The 19097-nt window shown below is 50.4% G+C and carries 14 protein-coding genes; 7 read left to right on the top strand and 7 right to left on the bottom strand.

All coding sequences use genetic code 11. The features are described 5' to 3' along the window. Nucleotides 1-53: 53 nt before the first annotated feature. Both VFS25_RS01390 and folK read right to left on the bottom strand, forming a co-directional pair. Nucleotides 54-680, bottom strand: a complete 627-nt coding sequence (locus VFS25_RS01390) for a deoxynucleoside kinase (RefSeq protein WP_326460321.1) — start codon at nucleotides 678-680, stop codon at nucleotides 54-56. Between the two features lie 85 nt (nucleotides 681-765). Continuing rightward, nucleotides 766-1257, bottom strand: a complete 492-nt coding sequence (gene folK, locus VFS25_RS01385; RefSeq protein WP_326460320.1) for a 2-amino-4-hydroxy-6-hydroxymethyldihydropteridine diphosphokinase — start codon at nucleotides 1255-1257, stop codon at nucleotides 766-768. 122 nt (nucleotides 1258-1379) lie between these two features. Here folK and sppA point away from each other — a divergent pair, with 122 nt between their 5' ends. From sppA to VFS25_RS01360, 5 genes are all read left to right on the top strand, one after another. Continuing rightward, entirely contained in the window at nucleotides 1380-3134 is a 1755-nt protein-coding gene (sppA, locus tag VFS25_RS01380; protein ID WP_326460319.1) for a signal peptide peptidase SppA, read from the top strand. A 145-nt stretch (nucleotides 3135-3279) separates the two neighbouring features. After that, nucleotides 3280-4377, top strand: coding sequence for an ABC transporter permease (locus VFS25_RS01375; protein ID WP_326460318.1), 1098 nt, complete (start codon nucleotides 3280-3282; stop codon nucleotides 4375-4377). Between the two features lie 23 nt (nucleotides 4378-4400). Then, complete coding sequence (locus tag VFS25_RS01370; protein ID WP_326460317.1) at nucleotides 4401-4931, top strand: SRPBCC family protein; 531 nt, start codon at nucleotides 4401-4403, stop codon at nucleotides 4929-4931. A gap of 538 nt (nucleotides 4932-5469) precedes the next feature. Then, complete coding sequence (locus tag VFS25_RS01365) at nucleotides 5470-6012, top strand: SRPBCC family protein (protein WP_326460316.1); 543 nt, start codon at nucleotides 5470-5472, stop codon at nucleotides 6010-6012. A gap of 230 nt (nucleotides 6013-6242) precedes the next feature. Further along, the gene (locus VFS25_RS01360) at nucleotides 6243-6740 is read left to right on the top strand and encodes a DUF2911 domain-containing protein (RefSeq protein WP_326460315.1); all 498 of its coding nucleotides are present in this window, start codon (nucleotides 6243-6245) and stop codon (nucleotides 6738-6740) included. Nucleotides 6741-6809: 69 nt separating this feature from the next. Here the strand turns inward: VFS25_RS01360 and bioA are convergent, their stop codons facing one another. The 5 genes from bioA to VFS25_RS01335 form a co-directional block, all read right to left on the bottom strand. After that, entirely contained in the window at nucleotides 6810-8084 is a 1275-nt protein-coding gene (gene bioA / locus VFS25_RS01355) for an adenosylmethionine--8-amino-7-oxononanoate transaminase (RefSeq protein WP_326460314.1), read from the bottom strand. Nucleotides 8085-8183: 99 nt separating this feature from the next. Then, nucleotides 8184-9764 carry an ATP-binding protein gene (locus VFS25_RS01350; protein WP_326460313.1) on the bottom strand — a complete coding sequence of 527 codons (1581 nt, stop codon included), beginning with the start codon at nucleotides 9762-9764 and terminating at the stop codon, nucleotides 8184-8186. A 155-nt stretch (nucleotides 9765-9919) separates the two neighbouring features. Next, nucleotides 9920-11875 carry a TonB-dependent receptor plug domain-containing protein gene (locus VFS25_RS01345; RefSeq protein WP_326460312.1) on the bottom strand — a complete coding sequence of 652 codons (1956 nt, stop codon included), beginning with the start codon at nucleotides 11873-11875 and terminating at the stop codon, nucleotides 9920-9922. A gap of 13 nt (nucleotides 11876-11888) precedes the next feature. Continuing rightward, complete coding sequence (locus VFS25_RS01340; RefSeq protein ID WP_326460311.1) at nucleotides 11889-13193, bottom strand: ATP-binding protein; 1305 nt, start codon at nucleotides 13191-13193, stop codon at nucleotides 11889-11891. Between the two features lie 12 nt (nucleotides 13194-13205). After that, nucleotides 13206-13883, bottom strand: coding sequence for a response regulator transcription factor (locus tag VFS25_RS01335; RefSeq protein ID WP_326460310.1), 678 nt, complete (start codon nucleotides 13881-13883; stop codon nucleotides 13206-13208). A gap of 453 nt (nucleotides 13884-14336) precedes the next feature. On the opposite strand from VFS25_RS01335, the gene VFS25_RS01330 reads away from it, so the two are divergent. Further along, nucleotides 14337-16172, top strand: coding sequence for a glycoside hydrolase family 127 protein (locus tag VFS25_RS01330; RefSeq protein ID WP_326460309.1), 1836 nt, complete (start codon nucleotides 14337-14339; stop codon nucleotides 16170-16172). Between the two features lie 280 nt (nucleotides 16173-16452). Continuing rightward, nucleotides 16453-18867, top strand: coding sequence for a TonB-dependent receptor (locus VFS25_RS01325; RefSeq protein ID WP_326460308.1), 2415 nt, complete (start codon nucleotides 16453-16455; stop codon nucleotides 18865-18867). The last annotated feature ends 230 nt before the right edge of the window (nucleotides 18868-19097 follow it).

Raw genomic sequence — 19097 nt, 5'->3', positions numbered from 1 at the left:
TTGGACAATGTGTGTATAGCTGGTACACCAGGCGGCATTGACAATTGATACGCTTATCCAAAGTAATTGATACCCACCTCATAATCTTTGTCCAGCGCCTGCAGCAGGCGCTGAAAGTCGGCAGGGTTGCCCAGGAAATCGGTTTTGGTGGTATCTACCATCAGCGTGCGTACAGGATATTGTTTCAGGTACTGCATGTACATATTATGCACCTTCAGCAGGTAATCGTCTTCAATTTGCTGCTCATAGGAGCGGTTGCGTTTTTTAATGTTCGCCTGCAGGCGGTAAACGGGGGCATTCAGGAAAATAAGCAGGTCGGGCTGCAGCAGCTGGGGGTTGATAATGTCAAACAGCTTCTGGTACAGGTTATACTCATCTTCCGACAGGTTAATCTTGGCAAACAGCAGGCTTTTTACAAACAGGTAATCAGATATTACCAGGCTGCTGAACATATCCTGTGTTTGCAGCATTTCCCTGAGCTGTTTGTAACGCTCCGCCATAAAGAACAGTTCCAGCGGAAATGCATACTGTTGCGGCTTTTCATAGAATTTGGGCAGAAAGGGATTGTCGGCAAACTCCTCCAGTATCAACCGGGCATTAAAGTGCTGCGACAGCAGGTGCGCCAGGGTGGTTTTACCGGCGCCAATATTGCCTTCTATGGTAATAAAGCGATAGTTCATGCTTAGCGGTTGCTGTTTAACGTTAGCGGTGTGGTGCAGCTTAAAAGTAATTGCTGTCTGAAAGCCGGCAGCTAACAGCCGGTTGTTAGCGGCGCTCTTTATACAGTGTTGCGGGCAATTCATCCTCACAGGCGGCCAAAAGGGCATGCACGGTTTGCTGCAGCACAGGATGCACCTGGTTAGGCAAAATCTCGTTCAGCGGTACCAGCACAAACTGCCGGAACTGCATGCGCGGATGCGGTATTTTCAGCTCCGGCAGGGAAATGATCTCGTCGTTATAGAAAATGATGTCTATGTCTATTACGCGGGCGCCCCATTTTTGCTGGCGGATGCGGCCTATTTCGCGCTCAATATTCAGTAAGGTATGTAACAGCGGAAGCGGTTCCAGCGTGGTTTCAATTTGCAGCGCCTGATTCAGGTAGTCGGGCTGCTGTACATTACCCCAGGGGGCGGTTTCATACAGGCCCGATAATTTTACCACCTTACCTGCCTGTTCTTCAATGAGCTGTACCGCCTGTTGCAGGTGCCGGGTACGGTTTCCCAAATTGCCACCTATAAGTAATATTGCTGTATTCATGTATATTTATCGGCGCAAAAGTAGCCATATTCCTTATTTTTGAAAAAAACAGTTGGAATTGGTCCTGTAACAAACAGCGCATTTTATAGACTGATTATCCGGCAAAACTGATCCGAATTTATATGCGTAGCTTCTTTAAAACCTTCCTGGCAGCCCTCCTGGCATTTTTTGTGTTTGCAGGGATCTGTATTATTGTACTGATAGGCTTTATCACCAAAGCCGTAGCACCTGAAAAAGTGAAGATAGATCCTAATGGAGTGCTGGTGCTGGAAACCGGCCAGCTGTACAAAGAGCAGAAAATAGCCAACCCCCTGAACGTTTTGCGCGGGCAGGCGAATGAAGTACCGGGCCTGTACGATGCGGTACGCATAATTGAGCATGCTGCTGAAGATGACAATATCAAAGGCATTTACCTGAAAACCGGCGGCAACCCTAACGGCTTTGCCTCCAGTGAGGAGCTGCGGAATGCCCTGTTAACCTTCAGAAAATCCGGCAAATTCGTATATGCGTATGGTGAAGGCATGACCCAGCAGGCCTATTACCTGGCCTCTGCTGCTGATAAAGTGTACCTGCACCCGCAGGGCGGCCTGGATTTCAACGGCTTCGCCGCTACCCTGGTGTTCCTGAAAGGTACGCTGGACAAGCTGGAGATACAGCCTGAGATTTTCTACGACGGCAAATTCAAAAGCGCTACCGAGCCGCTGCGCGAAACGCAGATGACAGCAGCCAACCGCATACAAACCTCCGCTTACCTGGGCGAGTTGTATGGCAACTACCTGCTGAACATTGGCAAAAGCCGCAAGCTGGACACCGCCACCCTGCACCGTTATGCCAATGAAGGGCTGATACAGAACGCTAACGACGCGCTCACCTACAAGCTGGTAGACGGCCTTAAATACGACGACCAGGTGATGGACGACCTGCGCGCCAGGCTGGGACTGAAGAAGAACGACGATATTAATTTTGTATCGCTCTCAAAATATGAAAGCGCGGCAGATTATAAATATACTTCCGGCGACAGCAAAATTGCCATACTGTATGCACAGGGCAGTATTGTTAGCAACGACGGCAGCGAAGATGTGATCATTAGCAGCGATAAATACCTGAAAGAGATCCGCAAGCTGCGTAACGATAACAGCATTAAAGCCATTGTATTCCGTGTGAACTCTCCCGGCGGCAGCGCCCTGGCTTCTGAAACCATCTGGCGCGAGCTGCAGCTGGCCAAAAAAGTAAAACCGGTAGTAGTGTCTATGGGCGACTATGCCGCCAGCGGCGGGTATTATATTTCGTGCATGGCAGACAGCATTTTTGCGGAACCGAACACGCTTACCGGCTCTATTGGCGTATTTGGCGTGATGATGAACCTGCAGAGCTTTTTCAAAAATAAGCTGGGTGTTACATTCGACGGTGTAAAGACCGCGCAGTATGCCGACCTGGGCACCGCCACCCGCCCCATGACGCCTGTGGAAAGAAAATTTGTGCAAAACGCCATAGACAGTATTTATGCAACCTTTAAATCCAGGGTGGTGGCAGGCCGCAAGCTAAGCCCCGCCGTGGTTGACAGTATTGCGCAGGGCCGCGTATGGAGCGGCGTACAGGCGAAATCGTTAGGCCTGGTAGACCGGCTGGGCGGTATTAACGACGCCATTGCCTGCGCCGCGCGCATGGCAAAAATATCATCTTACCGCCTGCGCGAGTACCCCGAAGTAAAGCCGCCGCTGGAAAAGCTGCTGCAAAACCTGGGCGGCAACGCCGGCGAGTCGATGATAAAGAAGGAGCTGGGCGCCAATTATACCGTGTACCGGCAGATAAAACGCCTGCAGGAAATAAATGGCCAGGTACAGGCGAGATTGCCGTTTGATATTGAGGTGAGGTAGAATTAATAATTAATAATTAATAATTAAGAATTAGGGGAGTGACTTAAAATTTACTTAAATCCCGGGGCTGCTCCCGGGATTTTTTATGGAAATGGGTAAAACAATCTTAGTTTTACGCCAATTTTTTAAAGCAGTAGATAAAATTATGGCAGTGCAGTACAGTCAATGGAGGGCCATGCTGGCGATCACCAAGGCCAGTTTACGGGCCATTTTGCGTAGTCCTTCCACCGTAGCTTTCACAATCGGGTTTCCGCTGGCGTTCATCCTGGTATTTGGTTTTATAGGTAATACGGCGGTAACGGTAAAGGTGGGTGTGGCGCCCGGCACTGATAAATCGAGCTACATTTACCAGGGACTGGCTGCTGCTAAAAGCGTAAAGCTGATCAACGAGCCGGTGGGCGAGATGGAGGAAGATATGATCAAGGGCCGCATTACCGCTATTGTAAACATCACGCAAAAGCCCGGACAGGGCGCTGCGCCGGAATATGACGTACAGGTGCGCTCTTCCACGGCAGGGGCAGATAAGATACAGGTGTTCCAGTCTATTTTAAAAGATGTGGTGGCGCGGATCGATGACCGGTACTACCAACGCCCTTCCGTTGCAGCTGTGAATACCACCGTGGTGCCTGGCCGTGTATATAAAACCATCGATTTTATTTTGCCCGGTATGCTGGGCTTTTCCCTGCTCAGCGCAGCTGTATTTGGTACGGCCTTCCTGTTTTTCAGCCTGCGGCAAACGCTGGTGCTCAAACGTTTTTTTGCCACGCCGGTTAAACGCTCATCCATTATTATCGGTGAAACCTTATCGCGCCTGCTTTTTCAGCTGATTGGGGCCGTTGTTATCATTGGCCTGGGACATTTTGCTTTTGGTTTTACGCTGGTGCACGGCGCCGTTACTTTTATAGAAATGCTGATCCTCTCGTTATTCGGGCTGGTAGTGTTCATGGGATTTGGTTTCCTGGTGAGCAGCGTAGCTAAAAATGAGAGCACCATACCACCTATTGCCAACGTGATCAGTATGCCGCAGTTCCTGCTGGCAGGCACCTTTTTTTCGGTAGATGCCATGCCTTCCTGGCTGCAGCCGGTATGCCGCGCCATGCCGCTCACTTACCTGAACGATGCGTTCCGTAAGGTGGCCTTTGAAGGGCAGCACCTGTGGAATGTAGGGAAAGAGCTGGGCGTGCTAACCCTGTGGGGTCTTCTCATTTATGCCATTACTGTACGGGTTTTTAAATGGGAGTGAAGTTTTTTTCTTAAATTGGAAACATGCAAGTCCTATACATCATCCTGGGTGCTTTGGTTGCTCTTATCCTGGGCCTATTTGTTTTTTCCCTTTACCTGCCTTCCCGTTTAAAAATTGAGAGATCATTGGTAATACAGGCCCGGCCGGAGGTGGTGTTCCATGAGGTAGATACTTTGCGCAACTGGGAGCGCTGGTCGCCCTGGCACCAGCTGGACCCAAATATGAAGATCGTATATGGCGAAAAGGAAAGCGGGGCAGGCGCCGGTTACAGCTGGGAAAGCAAAAAGCGCAATGTGGGCCGTGGCAGCCTGTTGATCACCGAGTCACGCCCGTACGAGTTTATTGCTACCAATATTAATTTTATGGACCACGGCAGCAGCAAAGGTTATTTCCGTTTTGAGCCGGCAGGTGAAGATACAAGGGTTACCTGGGGCATGGAAATGACCATCGGGCAAAACCCCGCCCGTAAATTCCTGGGGCTGCTGATGGATAAATGGGTGGGCCGCGATTTTGAACGGGGCCTGCAGGGGCTGAATAGGGCAGTGAAAAGCTGAAGGCGGAAAGCAAAAAGCAAAAAGAAAAAGGAAAAAAGAAAAAGGAAAAAAGCTGGACGATATACCCCCAGCTGCTTGATATTTTAACCTGACTGTCGGATCAAATCGGAAGTATCACAGATAAAGCGAAGCTGTTACAGCTAAAAGATGTATGCTGCCGGTTATTATACTGAAATTGAAGAAGCCAGGCATTTCTGAGCTGAGCGCCGCCGGTTATCGTAACCCTGAATACGGCCGCTACTGCGCCTCTGAATACTAAAACCAATTGCTGAATACGATTTGCAGGGGCTGAAGCTCCGGAGCATCTTTTTATGAGCATATAAAATATATGTGTATCCACCTGCTCATTTATTTAATTATTTGAATCCGTTGCCCGGATGGGTGGGATGGTTTATGGCCGGCTGAACCTGGAAAAATCACTCGTGCAGCTGCAGGCTTGAACCTCCCGGAACGCTGCTTCCCGTTTTTACTTTCTGCTTTCCGCTTTCTGCTTTTTGCTTTCTGCTTTCCGTTCAACCTGTTTTATGTAACTTCGTTCATGCGTTTTCTCAAATTACTTATCATCAGTATATTTAGCTTTGCGGTACTGATATTCCTGCTATCCCTGTTATTTCCCTCCAAGGCCGTGGTTGAGCGCTCCGGCGTTATTGATGCGCCGGTAGCAGTGGTGTACAGCCAGGTGAATGAGCTAAGGACCTGGCCGGAATGGAACCCCTGGACCAAGCTGGAAGCCGCCAGCCCCCTGCAGTTCTCTGAGCCCTCTCACGGTAAAGGCGCCTGGTATAGCTGGGTGAGCGCCGCAAACGACGGGGCCTCAGGAAAGTTAACCATTTTACGCAGCGAACCCGCCAAAGGCGTGTATTATAATATGATATATAAAGACATGCAACCGGTACTGGGCGGGCTGGAAATACAACCTGCCAAGGACGGAAACGGCACGGTTATACACTGGTACATAGAAACAAAGCTGGGCTGGAAACCCTGGTGGAAGTTCCGCGGGTTTATGGCCGACCGGTTAATGGGGCCGCAGGTAGAACAGGGACTTACAGAGCTGAAGGCCAGGTGTGAGGGCATGAAGTAGATGATTGGGTGAGAAGCGGCATGTAGAACGTAAGATATTGGATGCTTGAGCAGGAGGATAATGGAAGGTAGCAATTTGAAACAGGCAGCACGGTAAAACGGGTAAGGCAGAAGATAAGAATAGAGGCATTTATCTGCAATGTCTGAAAAAGGGATGAATGGTACGGCCATATCTGCTGAATAGCTGTAATTTCCTTCATGGTTTTTTATACCATTAAAATCACCATCTATATGAAACAGATCTTCTTATTCCTGGCCATACTGGCTGCCACAAGCGACATGGCATTCTCCCAGGAGGCCCCCAAAAGCCCGCGTATCACTGCTGAAGGTAAAAATGTAAAGATCAGCTACGGCCAGCCTTCCAAAAGGAACCGTGAGATCTTTGGTAAGCTGGTGCCTTACGGCGAAGTATGGCGCACCGGTGCCAACGAAGCCACTGAAATCACTTTTACCAAAGATGCCACCTTTGGCGGAAAACCCGTTAAGGCCGGCACTTACACCCTGTTCACCATTCCCGGTGAAAAGCAGTGGACTTTTATCCTGAACAGCACACTGAAACAATGGGGCGCTTTCAAGTACGACCAGATCAAAGGGAGCGACGTGCTGAAAGTAAACGTACCTGCTGCTACCCTCAGCTCACCCGTAGAAAAGCTAACCATTACCCTGCCTGCCAACAAACTGTTGCTGGAGTGGGATAAGACCAAGGTAGAAGTGCCTATTAAATCTTAATCAGCAAAGCAAACACTATATGCTGATGTGCCGGTTAGCATACTGCCGGCCTGCACATTAGCATATGCATTATGAATATTGTTGCCCCACAAACTCCAGTATACTTTCATATACCTTTCCCAACTCTTCATTGGTTATACAGTACGGCGGTAAAATGTACAGCGTATTACCCAGCGGGCGCAGCATAATGCGCTTTGCACGGAAAAAGCGGTGCAGCTCATCTGCCAGCTGGTTGGTATAAGTGTCCTGCCCGGGCGTTACTATTTCAAATGCCAGTATGGTGCCCAGCAGCCGTATATGCTTTACCGTTTTAAAGGCGGCCAGCTGCTGTATGAACTGCCGGTGCTGTGCGTGTATACGCTCCCGTTGCTGCATGCACTCCGGCTGCAGAAACAGGTCAAGGCTGGCCAGGGCCACACTGCAGGCCAGGGAATTGGCGGTAAAGGAATGGCCGTGGAACAGTGTTTTCAGCTTGCTGTCCGACAGGAATGCTTCATATATCTCCGCCGTACAGGTGGTAATGCCTAATGCCATGGAGCCGCCGGTGAGGCCTTTTGAAAGGCATATTATATCCGGCGCTGTTGTTACATTTTCCATGGCAAAGTTCTTCCCTGTTCTGCCAAAGCCGGTTAGTATTTCATCGGCTATCAGCAATATCTGCTGTTGTTTGCAGTATTGCAGCAGTTGGTCCAGCGCAGCGGCTTCGTACATGAGCATACCGCCGGCGCCCTGCAGCAGGGGTTCAAATATAAAAGCGGCAATGGTACCTGGCCCCAGGCCTTCAATAGCCGCTTTCAGCGCCGGCACGTTTTCCCGTGTGGGGGTATCAATAAAATGCACATCAAATAAAAGATCGTCAAACGGGGCGGTGAATACACTGCGGCCGCTAACGCTCATAGCGCCAAAGGTGTCGCCGTGGTACGCGTTTTTAAAGGCCAGTATATTTTGCTTGCGGGCGCCCTTGTTATCCCAGTATTGCAACGCCATTTTCAGGGCTACTTCCACGGCAGTGGAGCCGTTGTCGGAATAAAACACCCTGCGCTGCCGGCCGGGCAGTATGGGCAGCAGCCTTTCTGCCAGCTCCACGGCGCCGGGATGCGTATAGCCTGCAAATATGCAGTGCTGCAGCTGTAGGGCCTGTGCGGCCAGCCGCTGTGCAATGTGTGGGTTGGCATGCCCGTGTATGTTTACCCACCAGCTGGAGGTGGCGTCCAGGTAGCTGTTGCCTGCTTCGTCAAACAGGCAGGCGCCTTCGCCACGCACAATGCCAATGGGCGCCGGCGCTGTTTGCATTTGTGTGTAGGGATGCCATATTACTTGCTGGTCACGTTCGCTCCACGTCATTGTAATTAATAATTAAGAGTTAATAATTAATAATTATTGCGGGGCAAAGGTAAACGATAATGATGAAGGATAGAAGGGGTGCTGTGACGGGCGTGAGTGCTATATACCTGCTAATGTGGCTAAGGTACGGTACAACGACGTGGCGTCATAAGGCTTGTGCAGGATGGCGGTTACGTGCATACTGTGCAGCTTTTCGCTTACATTTTGTATCACATCGGCTGTAAGGGCAACAATAAAAGCATGTGGCTGCAGGCGCTGAATATGCGGGATGGTAGCATAGCCATCCATTTCAGGCATGTGCAGGTCCAACAGCACGCCGTCAAAATGCTGCTGCTCCATCATTTCCACGGCTTCCCTGCCGTTGCCGGCGGTAACGGTAACAGCGCCGGTGCGCTGCAGCTGGTAGTTCATTACCATGGCATTAATGGTATTATCTTCCACCACCAGCAGCTTTCTATCTTTCAGCCAGGCCCACAGCTGCTCCTGGTTATATGCTGTATTTGACCTGGCTATAGCGGGCAGCAGTTTAAAGGTAATATCAAAGCGGAAAGTGGTGCCCAGGCCGGGTTCACTGTCAATAGTAATGCTGCTGTTATACAGCTCTACCAGGCTTTTGGTAATGGCCAGCCCCAGGCCGGTGCCGCCATACTGGCGGCTGGTATTGCTTTGCGCCTGTACAAAGCTTTCAAAAATGCGGCTTTGCATATCTTTTCGTATGCCAATGCCGGTATCTTTTATACAAAAGCTAATGGTGGCATTATCGGCGGTTTGCCGCACCAGCTTTACTTCTATGGCAATGCTGCCCTGCTGTGTGAACTTAACAGCGTTATTGACAAGGTTATTGAGTATTTGTCCCAGGCGAAACGGATCGCCGCACAGGTTAGCCGGCAATGCGGGGTCCAGGGCCGTATGCAGCTTTATTTTTTTTGACTGGGCCAGCGGCTGGTAATTATTTTCAACATCCTGCAACAGCTTTTTAAGATCAAAGGGTACATTTTCCAACTCTACCTTGCCGGCTTCAATCTTGCTGAAGTCCAGTATATCATTAATAAGCGTCAGCAAATGATCAGCAGCGTATTTAAGGCTGCGCACCAGGTTGCCGTGCTGCGGCGTTTCTTCCAGCAGGTTGGCAATGCCTATAATGCCGTTGAGCGGGGTGCGTATCTCATGGCTCATTACAGAAAGGAACCCGCTGCGCGCCTGGGCGGCTTTTTCCGCATCTTCCTTGGCTTTTATCAGCTCCAGGTGCGTGATCTTATATTGTGTAATATCTTTTATCACCACCATAATACGCCGGCCTGCGCCGGGTTTACCGCCCTGTATCAGGCTTACGCGCAAACGGTACCAGTTGTTCATTTCCGGGCGCTGATCGGGGTATTCTATCTCCTGCGACATACCGGTAGCCAACAGCTTATCTACCAGCTGCGAGAACATTTCGCTTTGAGCGCCCAGTATATCATTCATATGGCGGCCTATGATCTGGTCTTTGGGAAGGTATAGCAGGCTTTCATCTTTACACCACACCTGTTTAAATATCCTTTCTTCGCTGAGCTCAAATACCATATCATCCAGGCAGGTCAGCAAAGCTTCCACATCATTGTCCTGCCAGTGTTCAGCGCTTTCCGGAGCCTGGGTTTGCGGCATCTGTATATTACCTGACTGGTGTGATTGGTCGGACATTCTTATTTATTTAAAAAAGGGGGGAGAGGTTAAAGTAACATACGGGTGCCCCTCCCGCACGTTGTTGCTGTGTTATTGATTACGATTTAATTACCAACGCGTAAAATTAGTAAATAATCTGTAAATGTTGTCCGGGGTAAATTATAATGGCATTGTTATAACGTGTATTTCACAGAGAGATTGATAGTGCGGCCGTCAACAGGTCCCCAAAGCGGCAGGAATTCCGGCGCGGTAATGCTGCCTGTATACAGCGCCTCGTGCTTGCCCTGGCGGGCGTCGAAAATATTTTCTCCGTTCAGCACCATTGTAAAATGACTGCCCAGCTGCCTGGATATCATGGCTGCCCAGAACCAGTAGGAGGGGGCCGGCTGGTTGTTATACAGGTACTGGTGGCCCACCCAGCTGCTTTCAATACCAAAGCGCCATTTGTCGGGTATTTCATAGGCCAGTGTGCCGGCAAATTTATCGCGCGGGGCAAAGGGCACAAAGGTGTGGGCCGCATCGGAGTATTTGGAGGTAGTGTGATTATAGCCCAGGTACAGCTCCAGGTTGTTATAACTGAAACGTACATACGTATCGGTACCCAGGCTTCTGCATTCATAGGGCTGGTTCTGCAGCAATATTTTATTATCGCCCAGCGTGACCGGTATAATGGGGTTTTTAATGCCGGTGTAGTACAGCGCCTGGTCTACGGTTATTGCTACCGGTCCCCAGGAAGTGTGGTAGCCTGCATCTACATTCAGGCCCCGGCTTTCTTCTGCCTGCATGCCGGCGCTAAGCGGCAACAGGTCGCGGTAGGCGATGTTTTGTGTTTGGCTGGTAAAGATGGCCGGTGTTTTATAGCCGGCGCCGCCGCTGATGCGAAGCGTAAGCGCATCTACCGGTTTATACCGCAAGGCCAGGCGCGGCAGCACATACCAGCCGTACACATTGTGATAATCTATACGCAGGCCGCCTTCTAACATCAGCCGGGGAGTAATGCTAAAGCCATCCTGCGCGAAAATACCGGTGGTATTGTAGGTATAGTTGTTTATAATGCTGCTGTCGCCGCCGGCCCTTTTGTATTTTTCGCCGGTATCATTAAGGCCTACCACCCAGTTATGGCGGCCGCTTTTTTTATTATAGGAAACCTCTGCATACAGGTTGCCCTGGTTGCCGCGCAGGGCAAAGGCGCCTTCTGTATTATCCAGGTGGTAAAAGCTGTTTACGCCTTTGGCGGTAAGCGTGCCCCCGTTGAGCTGCTTCAGGGTAAACTGCAGGTCCAGGCTATGCCGCTGGCTGTTATTTATTTCCGTGTATTGATGTACGTTATCGGCGTGGTGGTCCAGCGCCTGCATATCTCCGCCGGCCCTTTTTTCAATGGTGCCGGTATAGCCGATTACCAGCGATGTATTAGGATTTATGTAATAGAAGAAACGGGGATGCAGGGTGTATTGCCGCAGGCGCGGCACATCGCTGAAGCCATCCTTATTTACGTCGGTTTCATTTTGCACCGTAGCGCCGGCAAACAGGGTAAGACCGGTTCTTTTCCAGCGCTGCGCGTAATAGGTGTTCACGTTATTTTCCTTTAGCGTGCTGCGGTTAATCAGCACATTCAGCTCGGGCTTATTACCCGGTGTTTTGGCAATGAAGTTGATCATGCCTGCAATGGCGCCGCCGCCGTACAGGGTGGATATGGAACCTTTAATGATCTCTATCTGCTGCAGGTCCAGCGGGGGAATGGCCAGCACGCCGAAGTTGCCGCTCAGGCCTTCATACACCGGCATGCCATCGCGGAGCAGCTGTGTGTATTTACCGTCAAGTCCCTGCATGCGAATGGCGTTATTGCCGTTTATGGCAGAAGTGTTTTGTATATGAATAACAGACAGGTCGCCCAGGATGCTGGCTACATTGCCCGGTTTAATGCCGCTTTCTTCTTCCATTTCATCGTGGCCCAGCACCTCCACTTTCATGGGCATGTCTTTCAGGCGGCTGTTGGTGCGTGTAGAACTGATTTCCACTTCCTGTATATACTGCTCCGGCATGCTATCCTTTACCGGCGCTGCGGGTTGCTGTGCGTAAGTTATTGTGCTGCAGGCCAGGAGAGCGAGTGTAAGTAACAGGTGTTGCATAGCTTGTTCCTATCTATGCTGCAAAGGAAGGGCTGGAATTTGTAGAAAATCTGGAGATGGTGAAAGTGTGCACGCCGTTTTCGAAATAATAACGGATAGGCAGGTTACAGGTATCGCATATTTTTTTTACGATGGCCAGTCCCAGGCCGTTGGAGCTGTCATACACGGCGCTGTCTTTTTTAAAGCGCCGGAATAGCTGCTGCGGCGGAATAGCGGGCCTGCTGCTGGTGTTGCTGATGGTAAGCTGCCGGTCATCGAGCTGCAGGGTTATTTTTCCACCGTTATAATTGTAGCGGATGGCATTGCCCAGGAGGTTGCTTACCATCATATCTGCCAGCGCAGATGGCATTTGCCAGGAAGCATCACCGGCAAGCTGTGTGTTCAGCGTAAGCTTTTTATCTTTTATCAGCTCATCCAGCAGCCCCAGGTACTGGCGGGTAACCTTTTGCAGGCTTTCGGGCTGTGAGGTATCATATTGATGGTTTTCTATCTTGGCCAGCAGCAGCAGGGATTTATTGAGGCGGGCCAGCCGTTCCAGGGCTTCACTGCTTTGCGCAATGGCCTGCAGCTGCGCATCGGTGAGTGTTTCGTCCTGCAGCAGCACTTCGAGCTTACTTTCTGCGATAGCCAGGGGTGTTTGCATTTCATGGGCGGCATCTTCCGTAAGCTCTTTTATGTTCCGGTAATCTGCGTGTATGCGTGCTATCATGGCATTGAGGGCGCTGTTCAGCTGGTTGAACTCTTTAATGCGGGCAGGAGTAAAGCTCACGCTTTCCATTCTCTTCAGCTCCACGCCCCGTATTTTTTCCAGCGTCCGGTAAAAAGGCCGCCAGAGGCTTCTGCTCAGCAGCCAGTTGAGCGAGAGTATAAATCCCAGCAGTCCTGCAAATACAATAAACATCACGTTAAAGATGTTCTTTATCAGGTCATCTCTTTCTATTAAAGATTTGCGGATGGTTAACATATAGGTTTTGTTATGGATGCGGAGCACCTGGGTAAGCTGGCGGTAAGGTGTTTTTTTGCCTTCAATATCCTGGTACAGCATTACGCTTTCCAGCCGCGGTGTGTTCTGCGGCGCCTGTGCCACAGCGCGAAGGCTGAACTCGGGAGTGGAAATGTTGAATACGGGGTTGTGCACGCTTACGGTGTCCATGTAACGAAGCCATTGTATCTGGTCGTTCAGCAGCTCTTCATCTATTTCATGCCTGATTTCTTTATTGAACTGTGAGAACAGGTAAAACGCGCTGGCGGCCAGCAGCGGCAGCATAATGCCCAGGAAGTAAATGGTAGTGCGTGTAAGCAGCTTCATTGGTTTCATACAGCGGCCTGTTTATTGGTCTGACCAGCGGTAGCCGGTGCCGTAAATGGTTTTAATATAATCCTCACAACCCGCTTCCAGCAGCTTGCGGCGCAGGTTTTTGATGTGCGAGTAAATGAAATCGTAGGAGCCGGCCTGGTCGTATGCATCGCCCCAGAGGTGCGTGGCCAGCGCGGTTTTGGTAACTACCCGGCGCTGGTTGGCAATAAAGTACAGCAGCAGCTGGTATTCCTTGCTGGTGAGCGCAACAGGCGTATGCTTTACATAAACGGCTTTAGAGCCGGGCAGCACGCGGATCTCATTAAACTGGATGGTGGTATTGCCGTCAAAGTGTTTGCGCCGCAGAATGGCATTAATGCGGGCATTCAGCTCCGACAGGTGAAAGGGTTTGGTAAGATAGTCGTCAGCGCCCAGGTCCAGGCCATTCAGCTTATCTTCCAGCGAGTCTTTGGCGGAAATAATGATGATGCCTGCTTCCGACTCCTGGGCTTTCAGCTCGCGTATAATATCCAGCCCGTTGCCCCTGGGCAGGCCTATATCGGCCACAATGCAGTCGTAATCATAATCATTAACCTTGTGCATGGCCTGGGGAAAATCAGGCGCTGTTTCACAAATATAACCCTGCTGCTCCAGGTACTGCCGGATGGCGGTTTGCAGGGCCGGTTCATCTTCTATGACCAAAACTTTCATGTGCGGTTGTTAAGATCAGTGAACGTATATTACTGCGCATGTACAGGCCACAGCAAAAAAAATGCCCTGGCATGATGCGATGCCAGGGCAAATATCGGGAAAGCAGCGGATAGTTGTACGCAGCTTATGGTTGAACAGGCAGCCAAACCCTGTAAAGGTTGCGGCTACGGTTTCCGATGGCATAAAAAGGAATGGCGGTAGCTGTTTGCAATGATTTGCGGTAACGGTTACTTTTCCTGTAATACATGCTATGAAAGTGGATTTAATAATGTATCTTATTTTAACCGGCAGTTTAAAATGCAGGCAGGCATGTCGCCATTGAAGTACCGGAAAGAAAGGAAAGCGCTGCGTTAACAACTTACCGGCAGGTATAAAAACGGTTTAAAAAACAAGCGGATGATCAATTGCAAAAGAACGCTATCTACCCTGTTACCAGGTGTTTTTCTAATTTTTTTGCCAATCCTGTGCAGTGCGCGGCAACAGCCGGGTAACCGGGATGCGCTGTGGCTATCAGGCACTGTTGCGCTGAAAGGAAGGATGCTGGATAAAATGAGCGGCGCCCTGCAGAACCGGATAATGGCCCAGGATGTTGACCGTTTAATTGCGCCTTTTAAACCGGAGAACCGTAAAGAAACAAGACTGTGGCAGGGAGAATTCTGGGGAAAGTGGTTCACCTCTGCGGTGCTGGCTTACCGTGTGTTGCCTGATCCGCGGTTGAAGGAGATACTGGCAGCGGCAGACGCAAAATTATTGCATACGCAAACTGCAGACGGCTACATCGGTAACTATGCGCCGGACCACCGGCTGGAACAGTGGGACATCTGGGACAGCAAATATTGCATGCTGGGACTTTTAGATTATTATAACCTCACGGGCGATCAGAAAAGCCTGCGCGGCGCGGCCCGCCTGGCGGATAATGTTATAGCGGAGCTGCATAAAGGTGACGGCCTTATCGTAAATAAAGGAAATTACAGGGGAATGGCGGCATCATCTATCCTGGAGCCGGTGTGTTTACTTTATAATGCAACGCATGAAAAAAAATATCTTGATTTTGCAAAGCAGATCGTAGAACAGTGGGAGCGCCTTGCAGGTCCGCAGCTTATCAGTAAAGCAGCTGTGAATGTTGCGGAGCGGTTCCCCGTTCCCAAAAACTGGTATAGTCCTGAGCAGGGGCAGAAGGCGTATGAGATGATGTCGTGCTATGAAGGGCTGCTTGAGCTGTACCGGGTTACCGGGGAACAAAAGTATAAGGATGCCGTAATGAAGACCTGGGAGAACATTTACAATACAGAAATCAATATAGCCGGATCAGGCGCATCCACGGAAATGTGGTTTGGCGGAAAAGCCATTCAAAACCTGCCGGTAAACCACTACCAGGAAACCTGCGTTACTGTTACCTGGCTGAAGTTAAGCCAGCAGCTGCTCAGGCTCACCGGCGATGCGAAATATGCAGATGCCGTGGAATGTACTTTTTACAACGCCCTTCTGGGATCAATGAACCATAACGGCGCAGACTGGGCCAAATATACACCGCTGAACGGCCAGCGCCTGCCAGGCAGCGAACAATGCGGCATGGGATTGAATTGCTGTGTAGCCAGCGGCCCCCGGGGGCTTTTTAATTTTCCTTTGCATATGGTAATGCAGTCTGACCATGGCATATACCTGAACTATTATGCGGCAGGCGCCTTTGCATTGGCCACCCCTTCGGGGCAGCAGATCATTATTGATGAAAGTACGGCTTATCCTAAATCCGGCGAGATCGCATTTACAGTGGATGTGAAGCAACCGGAGGATATGGAGATCGCAGTAAGGATCCCCGGCTGGAGCAAGGAAAGCCGTGTAATGCTGAATGGCCGGGAGCTTGAGGATGTACATGCCGGTGCGTACCTGAAGATAAAAAGGCGCTGGACAAAAGGAGATAAAATTATGCTGGCACTGGATATGCGGGGGCGTGTGATAAAGATGCACAACTCCCTTTCCAGCGCCGCCATTATGCGGGGGCCGCTGGTGCTGGCCCGCGACTCGAGGTTTGAAGGCGCCGGCATTTACCGCGTTTTAAAGCCGGTGGAAACAACACCGGGCTACATTAGCCTGGTTGCGGATAGCGCTGAAAACCATGCTTACCTGGCAATGAAAGCGAAATTCATTCCTGAATCCTATACAGAAGCCGCCCATGGGCCCATTGAAATAACCCTGTGCGATTATGCATCTGCCGGTAATATGGCGAACGATGAATTTTACCAGGTTTGGATGCCGCAGCTGGTCAACCGCAGGGAAGAAGGCTATTAGTCAAACCGCTATTAAAAAAAATCCTTCAGAAAACCCGCGTGGCAGTAACCTGCCCCGAATTGGCAACCATTTGCAGGACAGGCGCCGACCCCCCGGAAGGGTCTGCACCGTTATGGGTGGGCGTTTTGCAGGAAATCCGGCTGGGGAAAAATACAGGCTTTCCATGGGAAGCCTTCCTGGATTTTTCCGCTTCTCGTAAATTATTTTCCCGATTGGAACAGGTATGCCAGGCTCCTCAACGTATCTTGCGCCCGCATATTAAAAAATTACACTTGGGGTTATGGCGCAGAAAATCAACTTTAGGGCATTTTTACAAAGGGCAGTATTAGTGGTTATTTTAGTGAGCATGGGCTTTGGAGCCGCATTTGCAAATGATGAGGAGAATGGCGGCACCATCAAAGGCACCGTTACTACCTCGGACAATAAGCCGGCGGCGGCAGTGACTGTGCTGCTGAAGGGCACCAAAAAGGGAGCCCGCACCAATGACGACGGCACCTTCCAGATACGCAACGTGGCTCCCGGAACTTATACCGTGGAAGTATCATTGATCGGTTATGAAACGGTTGCGGAAACCGTAACCATAGCGCAGCAGCAGACTGTAACCGTGCAGCTGCGGTTGGATGTATCGGAAAAAAGCCTGTCGGAAGTGGTGGTAACAGGCGCCTACAGCCGGTTTAACCCGCCCAGCAGCGAATATGTGGCTAAGCTGCCGCTTAAAAATATAGAGAACCCGCAGGTATATGCTTCCGTAGGTTCTGCAATGATCAAAGAACAGGCGATCACCAGCTATGATGATGCGCTGAAAAATGCGCCGGGCCTCAGCAAATTATGGTCATCTACCGGCCGTGGCGGCGATGGCGCCGGCTATTACACGCTGCGCGGCTTTGCGGTGCAGCCTGCGCTGGTAAACGGCCTGGCCGGCCTCACCAACAGCGGCCTGGATGTAGCCAATGTAGAAAGGATAGAAGTGATCAAAGGCCCTTCCGGCACTTTGTTTGGCAGCACGCTGGTATCTTACGGAGGGCTTATCAACACCGTTACCAAAAGACCTTACGATCATTTTGGCGGTTCGGTAAGCTTTACTTCCGGCAGCTATGGCCTGAACCGCTTTACTGCGGATATTAACACGCCGCTGGATAAAGACCAGAAAGTATTACTGCGCGTGATAGGCGCTTACCATGATGAAAACAGCTTCCAGGACGCCGGTTTTAAGAAGAACCGTTTCTTTGCGCCCTCCCTTACCTACAAGGCCAGCGACAAGCTTACCTTTATGGTGAACGCAGCGTTCCTGAGCGCCGAAGGCACCAATCCTACCATGCTTTTCTTTGACCGCGCTTCGCCGCTGAAAGCAAAGAACCTGGAGGAACTGGGATATAATAAAAAGAACTCTTTTACCAGCAACAATATTTCCATTAAAACTCCTACCACTACTTTACAGGCGCAAATGCAGTATAAGCTGTCTGACCAGTGGACGTCGCAGACCATATTGTCCAGGAGCAGCGCCAAATCGCAGGGCTACTACTCTTACCTGTATGAAACATCTACCTCCATGCCCGTACCCAGCACGTTTGCCCGTTATGTGAGCGACCAGAATTATACCACTACGGCAACGGATATACAACAAAACTTCATAGGCGATTTTAAGCTGGGCAGCATGCGTAACCGTGTGGTGATTGGTGTGGACTACCTGAAGCAGGACGCTACCGACAACAGCACCGGTTACGTATTGAACGGGGTGGTAGATATGACGGGCTTTGATTCCGGCATCTTATCCCGGCAGCATATGGACTCTCTCTTAGAGGGCACGGAAGTAAGCAACAGCAATCTTTCACAGGAAGTGATCAGCGGTTATATCTCCGATGTTTTTAACTTTTTGCCCCAGCTTTCGGCAATGGCCAGCCTCCGGTTGGATCATTTTAAAACAGGCGGCCTGAGTGTTACTGAAGACGGCAAATATGACCAGACCACTCTCTCTCCGAAATTTGGCGTGGTGTACCAGCCGGTGCTGAACATTGTATCGCTGTTTGCCAACTATATGAACGGGTTTACCAACAGCGCGCCCCGCCGGCAGAACGACGGCACCATTAAAACCTTTAAACCGGAGCGTGCCAACCAGTGGGAAGCAGGTATTAAAACCAACCTGGTAGCAGACATACTCACCGCTACCGTAAGCTACTATGATATAAAGGTTTCCAACACCATTATGCAGGACCCTACCCGCGTAGGCTTTTACACCCAGGGCGGCCGGCAGTACAGCCGTGGCATAGACGCCGACATTGTGGCCAACCCGGTGAACGGACTGAATATTGTAGCAGGCTACAGCTATAATGAAAGCAAGGTAACGGAAACGGATGCACATGATTACCTGGGCCGCCGTCCTGAAGGCGCAGGGCCGCAGCATCTTGCCAATGCATGGATCAGCTATAAATGTCCCTCCGGACGCCTGGAAGGTTTTGGCGCTGGTTTCGGCGGCAATTATGGTGGTGAGAATATGGTGCTGAACCGGGAAACTACAGGTGTTTTCACGCTGCCTTCCTATACGGTATTAAATGCCGCATTATTTTATAACACAAAGAAGTTTAATATCACGCTGAAACTGGACAACCTTACGAACAAGGAGTATTATAAAGGCTGGTCTACCCTGGAGCCGCAAATGCCAAGGCGTTTTTCTGCCAGCGGTACGTTTAATTTCTGATATTATCGTCTGTGTATATGAAAAGGCGTTCCCGGTTGTTGCCGGGGCGCCTTTTGTTTTAATAAGGTACACGGCAATTGAAATGCGCCTCATCTTATTGCGGGGTATTGTATCAGACATGCGTATGTACGTTGACAATATCCTCTGGGGGTTTACAGCAAATGTGCAGTAGCAATATTTTTGTCTTTTACTAAAGGGCGTGCAGATGAACCGGCCCCTGTTGAGCGGCG

The sequence above is a fragment of the Chitinophaga sp. genome (assembly GCF_035761305.1).
Classification (GTDB): domain Bacteria; phylum Bacteroidota; class Bacteroidia; order Chitinophagales; family Chitinophagaceae; genus Chitinophaga.
Note: the sequence above shows the minus strand (reverse complement) of the source record. Positions and strands in the feature narration are given on the sequence as shown.

Excerpts from the sequence above, each read along its gene's own strand:
- VFS25_RS01365 (WP_326460316.1), top strand. The coding sequence starts at position 5,470 with ATGCGTTTTCTCAAATTACTTATCATCAGTATATTTAGCTTTGCGGTA.
- VFS25_RS01345 (WP_326460312.1), bottom strand. The coding sequence starts at position 11,875 with ATGCAACACCTGTTACTTACACTCGCTCTCCTGGCCTGCAGCACAATA.
- VFS25_RS01375 (WP_326460318.1), top strand. The coding sequence starts at position 3,280 with ATGGCAGTGCAGTACAGTCAATGGAGGGCCATGCTGGCGATCACCAAG.
- VFS25_RS01370 (WP_326460317.1), top strand. The coding sequence starts at position 4,401 with ATGCAAGTCCTATACATCATCCTGGGTGCTTTGGTTGCTCTTATCCTG.
- VFS25_RS01350 (WP_326460313.1), bottom strand. The coding sequence starts at position 9,764 with ATGTCCGACCAATCACACCAGTCAGGTAATATACAGATGCCGCAAACC.
- VFS25_RS01340 (WP_326460311.1), bottom strand. The coding sequence starts at position 13,193 with ATGAAACCAATGAAGCTGCTTACACGCACTACCATTTACTTCCTGGGC.
- VFS25_RS01390 (WP_326460321.1), bottom strand. The coding sequence starts at position 680 with ATGAACTATCGCTTTATTACCATAGAAGGCAATATTGGCGCCGGTAAA.
- VFS25_RS01360 (WP_326460315.1), top strand. The coding sequence starts at position 6,243 with ATGAAACAGATCTTCTTATTCCTGGCCATACTGGCTGCCACAAGCGAC.
- VFS25_RS01325 (WP_326460308.1), top strand. The coding sequence starts at position 16,453 with ATGGCGCAGAAAATCAACTTTAGGGCATTTTTACAAAGGGCAGTATTA.
- sppA (WP_326460319.1), top strand. The coding sequence starts at position 1,380 with ATGCGTAGCTTCTTTAAAACCTTCCTGGCAGCCCTCCTGGCATTTTTT.
- VFS25_RS01335 (WP_326460310.1), bottom strand. The coding sequence starts at position 13,883 with ATGAAAGTTTTGGTCATAGAAGATGAACCGGCCCTGCAAACCGCCATC.
- bioA (WP_326460314.1), bottom strand. The coding sequence starts at position 8,084 with ATGACGTGGAGCGAACGTGACCAGCAAGTAATATGGCATCCCTACACA.
- folK (WP_326460320.1), bottom strand. The coding sequence starts at position 1,257 with ATGAATACAGCAATATTACTTATAGGTGGCAATTTGGGAAACCGTACC.